Genomic DNA, 13,732 nt, shown 5'->3' on the forward strand with positions numbered 1-13,732 from the left:
TGACGAAAACAAGACGCTCCCTTATAAGCCGCGCAAATTGTCCGCGATGACCCGGTGCGATGCCGGGAGCGGCTCTTCTGGGGCCGGAAACGGCCCGTTTTGGGTCGCATCTTCCGGACTTTACCTTCAATTCTACAGGCAAATTGCCCGGTCAGCGGAGAAAAACCCGTGAAGCGGACTTATCAACCCAGCAAACTGGTGCGCAAGCGCCGTCACGGTTTCCGTGCCCGTCTCGCCACTGCCGGCGGCCGCAAGGTCCTCGCCGCCCGCCGCGCCCGCGGCCGCAAGCGTCTGAGCGCCTGATCCGGACCCCCTTTTCCGGGATTTCATCATGGATCGGCTGAGGCAGCGAGCGGATTTCCTCGCCGTTGCCAATGGCGCGCGGGCGAATAGTCCCGCGTTCGTCCTGCAAAGCCGCGGTCGCGACGACGTTGGTCCTGTCAGGATCGGCTTCACCGTTACCAAAAAGAACGGCAACGCCCCCGAGCGCAATCGCATCCGGCGCCGGCTTCGCGAATTGGTGAAGCGGCTCGATCCAGTATCGATGCAACCCCATCATGACTACGTGCTGGTCGGCCGCAGGGACGCGCTCTCGCGCGACTTCGCCACCATGCTCGACGATCTGCGCATAGCGTTCGCGAAGCCTGCGCGGCATACGCACAAGGGCCGCGGCCCAAGAACCGACGGCTCAAGGCCGGGCCCCGCTCCTGCGACCAGCCGCAAACCGGATTGATGACGAGACAATAGTGATGACCGACAATCGCAACACCATCCTCGCCGTCATTCTGTCGGGCCTCGTGCTGATCGCCTGGCAATATTTCTACAACGTGCCGGCGATGGAGAAGCAGCGCGCCCAGCAGCAGGCGCAGGCCGAGCTCCAGAAGGCCAATCCGCAGCCGACGGCCTCTGCGACGCCCGGCACCACGCCGCAGCAGGCCGACGGCGCGACCCAGCCGTCAGCGGCTCCGGGCGCGAACCAGCCGGCTCAGCCGACCGTGAGCCGCGACGCCGCGATCGCAGCGACCCCGCGCGTCAAGATCGACACGCCGCGGATTGCCGGCAGCATCTCGCTGAAGGGCGGCCGCATCGACGACATCGCGCTGGTGCAATTCCGCGAAACGGTCGACCCGAAGTCGCCTCCGATCATTCTTTATTCACCATCGGGCACGGCTGAACCCTATTACGCCGAGTTCGGCTGGGTGCCGGCAACGGGCGTGACGGCCAAACTGCCCGATGCCCAGACCCTCTGGGAACAGGACGGCAGCGGCAGCCTGACGCCGACGACGCCGGTCAAGCTGAAATGGGACAATGGCGAGGGCCTCAGTTTCCGCCGCACCATCTCGGTCGACGACCATTACCTCTTCAGCATCAAGGACGAGGTGAGCAATGTCGGCAACGCGCCGGTCACGCTCTATCCGTTCGCGCTGATCTCGCGCCACGGCACGCCGCACGTTTCGGGCTATTACATCCTGCATGAGGGCCTGATCGGCTATCTCGGCGACCACGGCTTGCAGGAGTACGCCTACAAGAAGATCGACGAAGCCAAGAAGGTCGACTTCAAGGCCACCAATGGCTGGCTCGGCATCACCGATAAATACTGGGCCTCGGCGCTGCTGCCCGACACCAATGCCCAGCTCCAGGCGAGCTTTTCCTCGACCCTCGCCAACAACATCCGGGGCTATCAGACTGACTACCTGCTCGATCCCGTCACCGTCGCGATCGGCGGCACGGCAACCGCGAATGCGCGGCTGTTCGCCGGCGCCAAGGAAGCCGGCGTCGTCGGCGTATTCCCGCTCGCAGGCCTTGGCGGCTACAACAAGGAGCTCGGCCTCAACCATTTCGATCTGTTGATCGATTGGGGCTGGTTCTACTTCATCACCAAGCCGATGTTCCTCGGCCTCGACTTCTTCTATCGCTTCTTCGGCAATTTCGGCATCTCGATCCTGCTCGTGACCGTGATCGTGAAGCTGCTGTTCTTCCCGTTGGCGAACAAGTCCTACGCCTCGATGGCGAAGATGAAGTCGATCCAGCCGCAGCTTCAGGCGCTAAAGGAGCGCTATCCTGACGACAAGGTGAAGCAGCAGCAGGAGATGATGGAGATCTACCGCAAGGAGAAGATCAATCCGGTCGCCGGCTGTCTTCCCGTGGTGATCCAGATCCCGGTGTTCTTCTCGCTCTACAAGGTGCTGTTCGTCACCATCGAGATGCGGCACGCGCCGTTCTTCGGCTGGATCAAGGACCTCTCGGCACCGGATCCGACCAATCTGTTCACGCTGTTCGGGCTGCTGCACTACGATCCGACCACGATTCCGGTGTTCGGCCACTATCTCGCGCTCGGCATCTGGCCGATCATCATGGGCATCACGATGTGGTTCCAGATGAAGCTGAACCCGACGCCGCCGGATCCGACCCAGCAGATCATCTTCAACTGGATGCCGCTGATCTTCACCTTCATGTTGGCGGGCTTCCCGGCGGGCCTTGTGATCTACTGGGCCTGGAACAACACGCTCTCGGTGATCCAGCAGAGCTTCATCATGCGCCGCAACGGCGTGAAGGTGGAGCTGTTCGACAATCTCAAATCGACGTTCGCAAGGAAGGCGACGTAGTCTCACACTCAGTCATTCCGGGATGGTGCGAAGCACCAGACCCGGAATCTCGAGATTCCGGGCTCGACGCTTCGCGTCGCCCCGGAATGACGGTGCAACAAAAGAGCTTCGCATGACCAACGACAAAGATGCGAAGCTGATCGAATCCGGACGAAAGCTGTTCGCCCGCGACTGGCAGTTCATCTGGGCTTCGCCCTCGATCCAGACGCTGCCGCCGATGGCGGGGCTGGAGATCGCGTTTGCCGGCCGCTCCAATGTCGGCAAGTCGAGCCTGATCAACGCGCTTACGGGGCGCAACAACCTCGCCCGCACCTCGCATACGCCGGGGCGCACGCAGGAGCTGATCTTCTTCGAGGTGCCCGGTAAGACCGAGCTCCGCCTCGTCGACATGCCCGGCTACGGCTATGCCAAGGCACCCAAGAGCCAGGTCGCATCCTGGACCGAGCTGATCCACACATTCCTGCTGGGCCGCGCCTCGCTCGCGCGCGTCTACGTGCTGATCGATGCGCGCCACGGCCTCAAGGATGTCGACCTCGAGGTGCTGAAGACGCTGGACCGCTCCGCCGTCAGCTACCAGATCGTGCTGACCAAGGCCGACCAGGTGAAGGCCTCCGAGCTGCAGTCACGCATCGCCGAGACGGAAGCCGCGCTCGCCAAGCATCCGGCTGCCTTCCCGAACGTGATCGCGACCTCTTCGCGCAGTGCGACCGGCATGGCCGAGCTGCGCGCCGCCATGGCCAAGCTCCTGGAAGAGCGGGGCTCGTGATGGCGCGCCTGCTGATTGCGCTCGCCGGCTTGATGGGCGCTGCCGGCGTCGCGCTGGCCGCCGCCTCCGCCCACGGCACCGACGCCAGCCGGCTTGCCTCCGCAAGCGCCATGCTGCTGTTTCATGCAACTGCCATATTGGCCTGTGTCGCCCTGCTCGCGCGCGGCCTTTTGCACGGCGGAATTGGCCTCATCGCCGCCTTCGGCTTCGTGGTCGGCGCGGCGCTGTTCGCTGGTGACCTCAGCTTGCGGCAATATGCGGGGCACTCGCTGTTTCCGATGGCCGCACCATCGGGCGGAACGCTCATGATTGCGAGCTGGCTGGCGGTGACGCTGGCGGCCGCGGTGAAGAAATAGGTTTCGTGCCCCGGACGCAGCGCAGCGCTTCAGCGGTGCGCTGCCGAGCCGGGCCCATGCCGCTTTCTGTCCCGGCTCAGCGGCGCGGCACTACGCGCCGCACCGCGTCCGGGACACGCGCCCGCATGCCAGTCCCACTTTGCGCCTCGCCCGCCAATCGGATAGAACGCGAACCCGCGTTAGTCCCGCCAGCGAGATCCGTGACATGACCGACATCTCCCCGCTCGACCAGGCCCGCATCCTGTCCGAAGCGCTGCCGCACATGCAGCAGTACGACGAGGAAACCATCGTCATCAAATATGGCGGCCACGCCATGGGCGACGAGGAGACCGCGAAGAATTTTGCCCGCGACATCGTTCTGCTCGAGCAGACCGCGATCAACCCGGTGGTTGTGCACGGCGGCGGGCCGCAGATCGCGACCATGCTCAAGCGGCTCGGCATCGTCTCGGAATTCGCGGCCGGCCTGCGCATCACCGATGCCGCGACCATCGAGATCGTCGAGATGGTGCTCGCCGGCTCCGTCAACAAGCAGATCGTCGGCTACATCAACGAAGCCGGCGGCAAGGCCGTGGGCCTCTCGGGCAAGGACGGCAATATGGTGAAGGCGTCGAAGACGACGCGCACCATCATCGATCCGGACTCGCATATCGAGAAGGCCGTCGACCTCGGCTTCGTCGGCGACCCCGAGAAGGTGGACCTCACGCTGCTCAACCAGCTGATCGGCTACGAGCTGATCCCCGTGCTGGCACCGCTCGCCACCTCCAAGGAGGGCCAGACGCTGAACATCAACGCCGACACCTTTGCCGGTGCGGTCGCCGGTGCGCTGAAGGCCAAGCGCCTCCTGCTGCTCACCGACGTGCCCGGCGTGCTCGACAAGTCGAAGAAGCTGATCCCGCAGCTCTCGGTGAAGGACGCGCGAAAATTGATCGCCGACGGCACCATCTCCGGCGGCATGATCCCGAAGGTCGAGACCTGCATCTATGCGCTCGAGCAGGGCGTCGAGGGCGTCGTCATCATCGACGGCAAGATGCAGCACGCGGTGCTGCTCGAGCTCTTCACCAACCAGGGCACGGGAACGCTGATCCACAAGTGATGGGCTGGCACGACAAGCGGAAAAATGTCGTCATGCCCGGGCTTGACCCGGGCATCCCCGGTTCTCACCTCGCGCCGTCCTTCCGGAGCGCCCGCAGGGCGAATCCGGAATCTCGAGATTCCGGGTTCGATGCTTCGCATCGCCCCGGAATGACGGGACGGAGGCATCGCCGCTCCCTCCTCACGCGCCTGCTGATGACGCTGCCGGCCGCCGCTGTCTCGTTTGTCTTCTCCTCCGCGCCGGCCTTGGCCGACCTCAAGATCTGCAACCGCATGTCCTATGTGGTCGAGGCCGCGATCGGCATCGATGACAAGGCGGCGACCGCGACACGGGGCTGGTTCAGGATCGATCCTGCGACCTGCCGCGTGGTGGTGCAGGGCACGCTCACCGCCGACCGGATCCTGCTCAATGCCCGCGCGCTCGGCGTGTATGGCGCTTCACCGATTCCGCAGAACGGCCGCGACATGCTGTGCGTGGCCCAGGACAATTTCATCATCGCGGCCGCGCGGCAGTGCCGCAGCGGTCAGACGCAAGCGCCCTTTACCCAGATCACCCCGACGCAGGGCGACGACGGCAATCTCGTCGCCTATCTCGCCGAGGATTCCGAATATGACGACGAGCAGGCGCGGCTCGCCGGCATCCAGCGGCTCCTCGTGATCGCCGGCTATGACGTCGGCGCCATCGACGGCGTCGATGGACCGAAGACGCAAGGAGCTCTCGCCGCGTTCCTGAAGAGCCGTGGGCTGTCTTCCGACGTGGTCGGCTCGCCGAATTTCTTCAAGACCATGGTCGATGCGGCGCAGACGCCGTCCACCACCGGCCTCACCTGGTGCAACGACACGCCGCACAAGGTGATGGCCGCCATCGCGACCGACGACGGCAAGTCCGTGACCAGCCGCGGCTGGTACCGAATCGATCCCAAGACCTGCCTGCATCCTGACGTCGCCGGCCAGCCGAAGCAGATCTTCAGCTTCGCGGAAGCCGTCGACAGCGACAATCGCACCATCAAGCTGAAGGACAGACCGCTGAACTGGGGCGGCGACAAACAGCTCTGCACGCGCGAAACCAAGTTCGAGACCACCGAACAGACCGATTGCGGCGCACGCGGATTTGCAACGACCGGTTTTGGCGCGGTCGATATGTCCAGCGGCGGCAAGACGCTGCGCTTTGCGTTGCCGTGATTGAGAGCGTTCCGATGAAGTCACCTCGCTCCTTCGCCCACGTCGAGACCTGGGTGTTCGACCTCGACAACACGCTGTATCCGCATCACGTCAATCTGTGGCAGCAGGTCGACGCGAGAATCGGCGAGTTCATATGCAACTGGCTGAACGTCTCGTCCGAAGAAGCGCGCAAGGTCCAGAAGGATTATTACCGGCGCTTCGGCACCACCATGCGCGGCATGATGACCCTGCATGGCGTGCGCGCCGACGACTATCTCGCTTACGTCCACAGGATCGACCATTCGCCGCTGGAGCCGAACCCGGCGCTCGGCGAAGCCATCGCAAGGTTGCCGGGCCGCAAGCTGATCCTGACCAACGGCTCGGTCGACCATGTCGATGCGGTGCTGGCGCGGCTCGGCCTCGCCACCCATTTCGACGGCGTGTTCGACATCATCGCCGCCGAATTCGAGCCCAAGCCGGCGGCGCAGACCTACCGGAAATTCCTCGCCGATCATTCGGTTGACCCGACGCGCGCGGCGATGTTCGAGGACCTCGCCCGCAACCTCGTCGTTCCGCATGAGCTCGGCATGACCACGGTGCTGGTGGTGCCTGACGGCACCAAGGAAGTGGTGCGCGAGGATTGGGAATTGGAGGGCCGCGATGCGGCCCATGTCGATCACGTCACGGATGATCTGGCGGGGTTTTTGGCGAGGCTCTCTCCCCAGTAACGCCGTCGTCCCAGGGCGCCAAGCGAGCCCGGGACGACGGCCGAGTATGCCTTGACTCCGTCCTTCCAAATCCCGAAAAAGCGCGCCAATCCATCAAAATTCCCCGATCCCAAGAGGAAGCCTCCGATGTCCCTGTCCGCCCTGGAATCCACCATCAACAGCGCCTTCGACGCGCGCGAGACCATCTCGACAACGACCAAGGGCGAGGTCCGCGACGCCGTGAACCAGTCGCTGGAGATTCTGGACAAAGGCGAGGCCCGCGTCGCCGAGCGCGGCACCGATGGCAAGTGGAAGGTCAATCAGTGGCTGAAGAAGGCCGTGCTGCTGTCCTTCCGCCTCAACGACATGGACGTCATTCCCGGCGGTCCGGGCCAGGCGAACTGGTGGGACAAGGTGCCCTCCAAGTTCGAAGGCTGGGGCCCGAACCGTTTTCGCGACGCCGGTTTTCGCGCGGTGCCGGGCGCGGTGGTGCGCCGCTCCGCGTTCATCGCCAAGAACGTCGTGCTGATGCCGTCCTTCGTCAACCTCGGCGCTTACGTCGATGAGAGCACCATGGTCGACACCTGGGCCACCGTCGGCTCCTGCGCGCAGATCGGCAAGCGCGTGCACATCTCCGGCGGCGCCGGAATCGGCGGCGTTCTCGAGCCGCTGCAGGCCGAGCCCGTGATCATCGAGGACGATTGCTTCATCGGCGCCCGCTCGGAAGTCGCCGAAGGCGTGATCGTGCGCAAGGGCGCGGTGCTGGCGATGGGCGTGTTCCTGGGCGCCTCGACCAAGATCGTCGACCGCGAGACCGGCGAAGTCTTCATGGGCGAAGTTCCTGAATATTCGGTTGTGGTGCCCGGCGCGCTGCCCGGCAAGCCGATGAAGAACGGCCAGATCGGCCCGAGCACCGCCTGTGCCGTGATCGTCAAGCGCGTCGACGAGCGCACGCGCTCGAAGACCAGCATCAACGAGCTGCTGCGGGATTGAGGCGACGCCACGAGCCCAAGTCTCTGAACGTCACCCTGAGGCGGCCGCCTCTTCGGCGGCCCTCGAAGGGCGACGGGCCGCTTGCATCCCGGCCGTTCATCCTTCGAGGCTCCGCCCGCGGTGCCTTGCACCGCAGACCTCGCACCTCCAGCGATAACGGCTTCGCCGTTACGCGGGGATGACGGGTTCGGCGACGCATCGAACCCTCTCTCCCCTCATCGCGACCAATTCCCGGGCGCCTCCTGCCGCCCGGAGCCTTTCGCATGGACTGGACCTGGTATCTCTTCCGCTTCGAGGGCCGCATCAATCGCGCCAAATATTGGCTGGCCGGTCTCATCATCGTCTGCTGGATGATCTTCCTGGCGGCCATCGTGGCGGCGCTCGGCGCCCGCTCGTTCGGCTTCTCCGTCAACGACATCTTCAAGGCCGTCGATCCCGACACCTATCGCAAGCTGTCGCGCGCCGACCTTCCGCTGGCCCTGGCCAAGCTGATCGGCACGCCGCTGTTCGCGTGGGTGTTCGCCGCAACGTCCATCAAGCGGCTGCATGACCGCGACAAGAGCGCCTGGTGGGTGCTGCCCTTTTTCGTCCTCCCCGGGCTGATCAACCAGTTCGTGGACCGGATCGGCAACGACTACGTCGGCTTCACATTGGCCCTGATCTCGTTCGTGCTCGCGACCTGGGGCGGGATTGAACTGCTGTTCTTCCGCGGCTCGAGGAAGACCAACCGCTTCGGCGCCGATCCGCTCTACGTCTCGCCCACGGGCAGGCCGGGTTGGGATCAGCAGCACGAGCTCGAAGTGCCCACGCAGAAGGCTGGCCCGCCGCCGCAATGGCGTGTTAAGCCGGAGGCATGACCGATGCTCTCTCCATTGCCCGCGACCTCATCCGCTGCCCCTCGGTAACCCCTCAAGACGCCGGCGCCCTCGGCGTGCTTGAAAACGCCTTGAACGCAGCCGGCTTCACCTGTCACCGCGTGACCTTCAGCGAGGAAGGCACCGCCGACGTTGACAACCTCTATGCGCGGATCGGCACGGAAGGCCCGCACATCACCTTCGCCGGTCACACCGACGTGGTGCCGCCGGGCGACGAGAGCGCCTGGAGCGTCGGCGCGTTCTCCGGCGAGGTGAAAGACGGCTTCCTGCACGGCCGCGGTGCGGTCGACATGAAGGGCGGCATCGCCTGCTCGGTCGCCGCGGTGCTGGAGCATCTCGCGGCGAATGGCGGCAAGCCGCGCGCGGATGGCAAAGGCTCGATCTCGTTCCTGATCACCGGCGACGAGGAAGACGTCTCCATCAACGGCACCATCAAGCTGTTGAAATGGGCCGCCGAGCGCGGCGAGAAATTCGATCATTGCGTGCTGGGCGAGCCCTCCAATGTCGAGACGCTCGGCGACACCATCAAGGTCGGCCGCCGCGGCTCGCAGTCAGGCACGCTGTATGTCGAGGGCGTGCAGGGGCACGTTGCCTATCCGCATCGTGCGGCCAATCCGGTGCCGGACATTTCGCGGCTGATCGTGGCAATCAGCGACGAGCCGCTCGACCATGGCAGCGCGCAGTTCCAGGCTTCCAATCTCGAATTCGTCTCGGTCGACGTCGGCAACAAGGCCTTCAACGTCATCCCCGGCGAGGCCCGCGCCAGGTTCAACATCCGCTACAACGACAATCACACGCAAGCGAGCCTCCGCGAGCTGGTCGAGACGCGCCTCGCAAAAGCCTGCGGCAACCGCATCAAGGCCCGCATCGTCTGGGAGCCGTCGAACTCGAACGTGTTCGTGACCAAGCCGGGTCCGTTCACCGACCTCGCGGTGTCGGCGATCGAGGACGTCACCGGCCGCAAGCCGGAACTGTCGACCTCAGGCGGCACCTCCGATGCGCGCTTCATCTCCAGCTATTGCCCGGTGATCGAGTTCGGCCTGGTGGGCCAGACGATGCACCAGGTCGATGAGCGCGTGCCGGTGACGGATCTGGAGAAGCTGACGAAGGTTTATCGCGGGATTTTGACAAGATATTTTGGGTGAAGCGCTGCCGCCGCCTCAACCACCGCTGTCATCGCCCGGCTTGACCGGGCGATCCAGTACTCCGAGACAGCAGTGATAGAGCCGAGAGGCCGCGGAATACTGGATGCCCGCCTTCGCGGGGCATGACACCGATCATGGGGCGTGAGCTCCCACCTCTCTAATAATCCACCTTCATCAGATACAGCCCCTCCGGCGGCGCGACGATGCCGCAGGCGGCGCGGTTGCGGGCGGCGAGTGCTGCGGAGAGATCGTCTGCGGTCCAGCGACCTTCGCCGACCCAAACCAGCGATCCCACCATCGAGCGGACCTGGCTGTGCAGGAAGGAGCGCGCCGAGGTGACGATGATGATCTCGCGGCCGTCGCGCGTCACGTCGAGCTGGTCGAGCGTCTTCTCCGGCGATTTGGCCTGGCACTCGGTGTCGCGGAAGGTGGTGAAGTCGTGCTTGCCGAGCAGGCGCTGTGCCGCCGCATGCATCGCATCGGCATCGAGCTTGCGCGGCACGCGCCAGGCGTGGCCGACGTCGAGCGCGAGATTGGCGCGGGTGTTGATGACGCGGTAGCGATAGTGGCGCTTCACCGCAGAGAAGCGCGCTTCGAATGTATCAGGCACGATCTCCGCCTCGAGCACCGCGATCGGATGCGGGCGCAGATGCGCGTTCAGGCCATCACGAAACCGCCCCGGCGGAAACTGCTTCTCGACATCGACATGCGCGACCTGGCCGCGCGCATGCACGCCGGCATCGGTGCGACCGGCGCCGTGCACCCGCAGATCGGCGCCGGTCATCGCCTTCACGGCCGCTTCCAGTGCCCCCTGCACCGACGGCAGCGTGTCCTGCACCTGCCAGCCGAAGAACGGCGCGCCGTCATATTCGATGGTGAGCTTGTAGCGGGGCATCAGGAAAGCCGCATCGGCGGCTTCACAGGGACGCCACGCAGGAAGTCGCTGGCCTGCATCCGCGCCTTGCCCTCGCGCTGGAGCTCGAGGATGCGGATCGCGCCCTCACCGCAGGCGATGGTGAGCTGGCTGTCGAGCACCTCGCCCGGGGCGCCCGTGCCCTTGGCGAGCTCGCAGCGCAGGATTTTGATACGCGCATTTTCGCTGACATCCGATAGTTCGGCCCATGCGCCGGGAAACGGCGACAGGCCGTGAATGTGGCGCAGCACCGCGTGCGCGGGCTTGCTCCAATCGATTCGCGCCTCGGCCTTGTCGATCTTGGCCGCATAGGTGACGCCGTCCTCGCTCTGCTTCTTGAGCTGGAGCCCGCCGCGATCGAGCGCGGCCATCGCGCGCACCATCAGATCGGCGCCGAGGCGAGACAGCCGATCATGCAGATCGAGTGCGGTCATGGTGTCCGATATCGCAAGACGCTCGGCCATGGCGACGTCGCCGGTGTCGAGACCGACATCCATCTTCATCACCATCACGCCGCTCTCGGCATCACCGGCCATGATCGCGCGGTTGATCGGGGCTGCGCCGCGCCAGCGCGGCAAGAGCGAGGCGTGCAGATTGTAGCAGCCGAGTTTGGGCGCATCGAGGATCGCCTGCGGCAGGATCATGCCGTAGGCGACGACGACGGCCGCGTCGGCCTCAAAGGACCTGAACTCATCGAGCGCTTCCTGCGTCTTCAACGTCTTCGGCGTCAGCACGGGCACGCCGAGTTTTCGCGCGGCCTCTTCGACCGGCGTCGGCTGCATCTGCAGCCCGCGCCGTCCGCCGGGCTTCGGCGCACGGGTATAGACGGCCACGATCTCGTGGCCATGGGCGACCAGCTCAAGCAGCGTCGGCACCGAGAAATCGGGCGTGCCCATGAAGATCAGGCGGAGGGACATGACAAGCACTCAGGTACGTTCCCTTCCCCCTTGTGGGGGAGGGTCAGGGAGAGGGGTGCCACACGACGCGCTGTCTCGGCTTGAGCGCGGGCGCTTTGTTGTTGGCGCTCCGAGAATCGGGAGCACCTTTTGCTGGGTTACCCCTCTCCCCCACCCTCCCCCACAAGGGGGGAGGGAGCGCAGGGGGGGGTGTGGGGCAACACCAGTCGGTTACAATTGAGTCACTCCGCGCGCTTGGCGGCTTTCTCGAACTTCTTGATCACGCGGTCGCGCTTGAGCTTGGACAGATAGTCGACGAACAGCACGCCGTTGAGATGGTCGATCTCGTGCTGGATGCAGGTGGCGTAGAGGCCTTCGGCGTCCTCTTCGTGCACCTTGCCGTCGAGATCGGTGAAGCGCACGCGCACCTTCGCAGGCCGCTCGACCTCCTCGTAATATTCGGGGATCGACAGGCAGCCTTCCTCGTAAGTGGAGAGCTCCTCGGACGAGGCGAGGATCTCCGGATTGATGAAGACACGCGGTTCCGGCTTGGTCTCGCCGTCCTGATTGGGCTTGGCGAGGTCCATGGTGATCAGCCGCAGCGGCTGCGCGATCTGGATCGCGGCGAGGCCAATGCCGGGCGCGTCATACATGGTCTCGAACATGTCGTCGGCAAGCTTGCGGATCTCCGACGTGACCTTCTCGATCGGCTTGGAGACCAGACGCAGCTGCTTGTCGGGCAGGATGATGATTTCTCTGAGGGCCATGGCGGGCGATTTAAGCCGCGCGCGACAAGCGGTCAATGCGGCCGGGAACGCGTTAACGGTTCGCTAACCATAAAACTTCAGCTTTCATTAACCATAAAAATGAGGGGACCGTTCACCGGGATTGTTCTCCCTTCGTTCGCCCTTGGTCGCCGAATCGGCTAGAAGGGCAGCCATGAACGAGATCATTTTCATGCTGGGCGACTGGCCGGTGCGCACAATCGATGCGCTGATCGGCTTCGGCGCCCTCGTCCTCATCCTGCTGGTGGTGATTGCGATCGTGATCGCGCGATCCGGGCGGCGCGGCGCGGAACTCGCGATTGCGAGCGCGATCCGGGCCGACGAACTGGAGGAGCGGCTCGCCCAGGTGCTGCGCGCCCAGAGCGAAGCGTCCGGCCGGGTCGATGCCATGACCCAGGCCCTGGCCGGCCGGCAGGCCGAGATGGCGCGGGCCGTCAACGAGCGGCTGGATTCGGTGACCCATCGGGTCGGCCAGTCCATGGAACATTCGACCCGCAACACCATGGAGAGCCTGCGCGCGCTGCATGAGCGGCTCGGCATCATCGACAGCGCGCACAAGAACCTCACGGACCTCACCACCCAGGTGACGACACTCCGCGACGTGCTCGCCAACAAGCAGTCGCGCGGCGCCTTCGGCCAGGCGCGGATGGAGGCGATCGTCCAGGACGGTCTTCCCAAAGGCTCCTACGAATTCCAGTTCACGCTCTCGACCGGAAAGCGGCCGGACTGCGTCGTGTTCCTGCCGGACCAGCGCCCGCTCTGTATCGACGCAAAGTTTCCGCTGGAGGCGATGACCGCGCTGCACGACGCGCGCACCGACGAGGAGAAGCGCCTTGCCACGCAGCGGCTGCGCGGCGACGTGCTGAAGCATGTCAGCGACATCGCTGAAAAATACCTCGTCACCGGCGAGACCCAGGAGATGGCGCTGATGTTCGTGCCGTCGGAATCGGTCTACGCCGAGATCCATGACGGTTTCGACGACGTGATCCAGAAGGCCTATCGCGCCCGCGTCGTGCTGGTGTCGCCCTCGCTGCTGATGCTCGCAATCCAGGTGATGCAGCAGATCATGAAGGATGCGCGCATGCGTGACGCCGCCGACCTGATCCAGACCGAAGTGATCAAGCTCGGCGACGATCTGGGCCGCCTGCGCGAGCGCGTACTGAAGCTCCAGAAGCATTTTGCCGACGCGAACGAGGACGTTCGCCAGATCCTGATCTCCGCCGACAAGATCGAAAAGCGCGCAGGCCGGATCGAGGAGCTCGATTTCAGCAAGACCGACACCCCGGCGGACGGCCCGCGGCTGGTATCGGGAGCACCGGAGCTGTTTCCGCGGAAGCTCCAGGCGGGGGAGTGAGATTGAGGCACACTGTCATACCCCGCGAAGGCGGGGTATCCAGTACGCCGTGACAGTCGTTGTTGAGCCGAGGCGCTGGTGAT

Annotated in this window: 15 protein-coding genes; 12 read left to right on the forward strand and 3 right to left on the reverse strand. The window is 64.7% G+C overall.

Annotated features, from left to right (window positions below; all coding sequences use genetic code 11):
• Positions 1 to 168 precede the first annotated feature (168 nt).
• From rpmH to dapE, 11 genes are all read left to right on the forward strand, one after another.
• Positions 169 to 303, forward strand: a complete 135-nt coding sequence (gene rpmH, locus BM374_RS13420) for a 50S ribosomal protein L34 (protein WP_008542748.1) — start codon at positions 169 to 171, stop codon at positions 301 to 303.
• Positions 304 to 331: 28 nt separating this feature from the next.
• Positions 332 to 733, forward strand: coding sequence for a ribonuclease P protein component (rnpA, locus tag BM374_RS13425; RefSeq protein ID WP_092292751.1), 402 nt, complete (start codon positions 332 to 334; stop codon positions 731 to 733).
• A gap of 16 nt (positions 734 to 749) precedes the next feature.
• Complete coding sequence (gene yidC, locus BM374_RS13430) at positions 750 to 2,606, forward strand: membrane protein insertase YidC (protein ID WP_177248274.1); 1,857 nt, start codon at positions 750 to 752, stop codon at positions 2,604 to 2,606.
• A 112-nt stretch (positions 2,607 to 2,718) separates the two neighbouring features.
• Positions 2,719 to 3,372, forward strand: coding sequence for a ribosome biogenesis GTP-binding protein YihA/YsxC (gene yihA, locus BM374_RS13435; protein ID WP_092292755.1), 654 nt, complete (start codon positions 2,719 to 2,721; stop codon positions 3,370 to 3,372).
• Positions 3,372 to 3,728, forward strand: a complete 357-nt coding sequence (locus BM374_RS13440; RefSeq protein ID WP_177248275.1) for a DUF423 domain-containing protein — start codon at positions 3,372 to 3,374, stop codon at positions 3,726 to 3,728. Before yihA ends, BM374_RS13440 begins: the two co-directional genes overlap by 1 nt.
• Positions 3,729 to 3,933: 205 nt before the next feature.
• On the forward strand, positions 3,934 to 4,821 hold the full coding sequence (gene argB / locus BM374_RS13445; protein ID WP_092292759.1) for an acetylglutamate kinase: 888 nt from the start codon (positions 3,934 to 3,936) through the stop codon (positions 4,819 to 4,821).
• A gap of 194 nt (positions 4,822 to 5,015) precedes the next feature.
• The gene (locus BM374_RS13450; protein WP_092293450.1) at positions 5,016 to 6,002 is read left to right on the forward strand and encodes a DUF1036 domain-containing protein; all 987 of its coding nucleotides are present in this window, start codon (positions 5,016 to 5,018) and stop codon (positions 6,000 to 6,002) included.
• Positions 6,003 to 6,016: 14 nt separating this feature from the next.
• A complete protein-coding gene (locus BM374_RS13455; protein ID WP_092292761.1) occupies positions 6,017 to 6,709 on the forward strand; it encodes a pyrimidine 5'-nucleotidase in 693 nt (230 codons plus the stop codon).
• A gap of 126 nt (positions 6,710 to 6,835) precedes the next feature.
• Positions 6,836 to 7,681, forward strand: a complete 846-nt coding sequence (dapD, locus tag BM374_RS13460) for a 2,3,4,5-tetrahydropyridine-2,6-dicarboxylate N-succinyltransferase (RefSeq protein ID WP_092292763.1) — start codon at positions 6,836 to 6,838, stop codon at positions 7,679 to 7,681.
• A 263-nt stretch (positions 7,682 to 7,944) separates the two neighbouring features.
• Positions 7,945 to 8,538: a DUF805 domain-containing protein gene (locus BM374_RS13465; protein ID WP_092292765.1), complete on the forward strand. Its 594-nt coding sequence runs from the start codon at positions 7,945 to 7,947 to the stop codon at positions 8,536 to 8,538.
• Complete coding sequence (gene dapE, locus BM374_RS13470) at positions 8,535 to 9,701, forward strand: succinyl-diaminopimelate desuccinylase (protein ID WP_092292767.1); 1,167 nt, start codon at positions 8,535 to 8,537, stop codon at positions 9,699 to 9,701. The genes BM374_RS13465 and dapE overlap by 4 nt, the downstream gene beginning before the upstream one ends.
• 157 nt (positions 9,702 to 9,858) lie before the next feature.
• Here dapE and truA read toward each other — a convergent pair whose 3' ends face one another.
• The 3 genes from truA to def form a co-directional block, all read right to left on the reverse strand.
• The gene (gene truA / locus BM374_RS13475) at positions 9,859 to 10,596 is read right to left on the reverse strand and encodes a tRNA pseudouridine(38-40) synthase TruA (RefSeq protein WP_092292769.1); all 738 of its coding nucleotides are present in this window, start codon (positions 10,594 to 10,596) and stop codon (positions 9,859 to 9,861) included.
• Positions 10,596 to 11,531, reverse strand: a complete 936-nt coding sequence (gene fmt / locus BM374_RS13480) for a methionyl-tRNA formyltransferase (protein ID WP_092292771.1) — start codon at positions 11,529 to 11,531, stop codon at positions 10,596 to 10,598. Before fmt ends, truA begins: the two co-directional genes overlap by 1 nt.
• A gap of 221 nt (positions 11,532 to 11,752) precedes the next feature.
• Positions 11,753 to 12,277, reverse strand: coding sequence for a peptide deformylase (def, locus tag BM374_RS13485; RefSeq protein WP_092292773.1), 525 nt, complete (start codon positions 12,275 to 12,277; stop codon positions 11,753 to 11,755).
• A 172-nt stretch (positions 12,278 to 12,449) separates the two neighbouring features.
• Here def and BM374_RS13490 point away from each other — a divergent pair, with 172 nt between their 5' ends.
• Positions 12,450 to 13,649 carry a DNA recombination protein RmuC gene (locus tag BM374_RS13490; RefSeq protein ID WP_092292775.1) on the forward strand — a complete coding sequence of 400 codons (1,200 nt, stop codon included), beginning with the start codon at positions 12,450 to 12,452 and terminating at the stop codon, positions 13,647 to 13,649.
• Positions 13,650 to 13,732: the final 83 nt, after the last annotated feature.

The organism is Bradyrhizobium sp. Ghvi, from assembly GCF_900115265.1.
Lineage (GTDB): Bacteria > Pseudomonadota > Alphaproteobacteria > Rhizobiales > Xanthobacteraceae > Bradyrhizobium.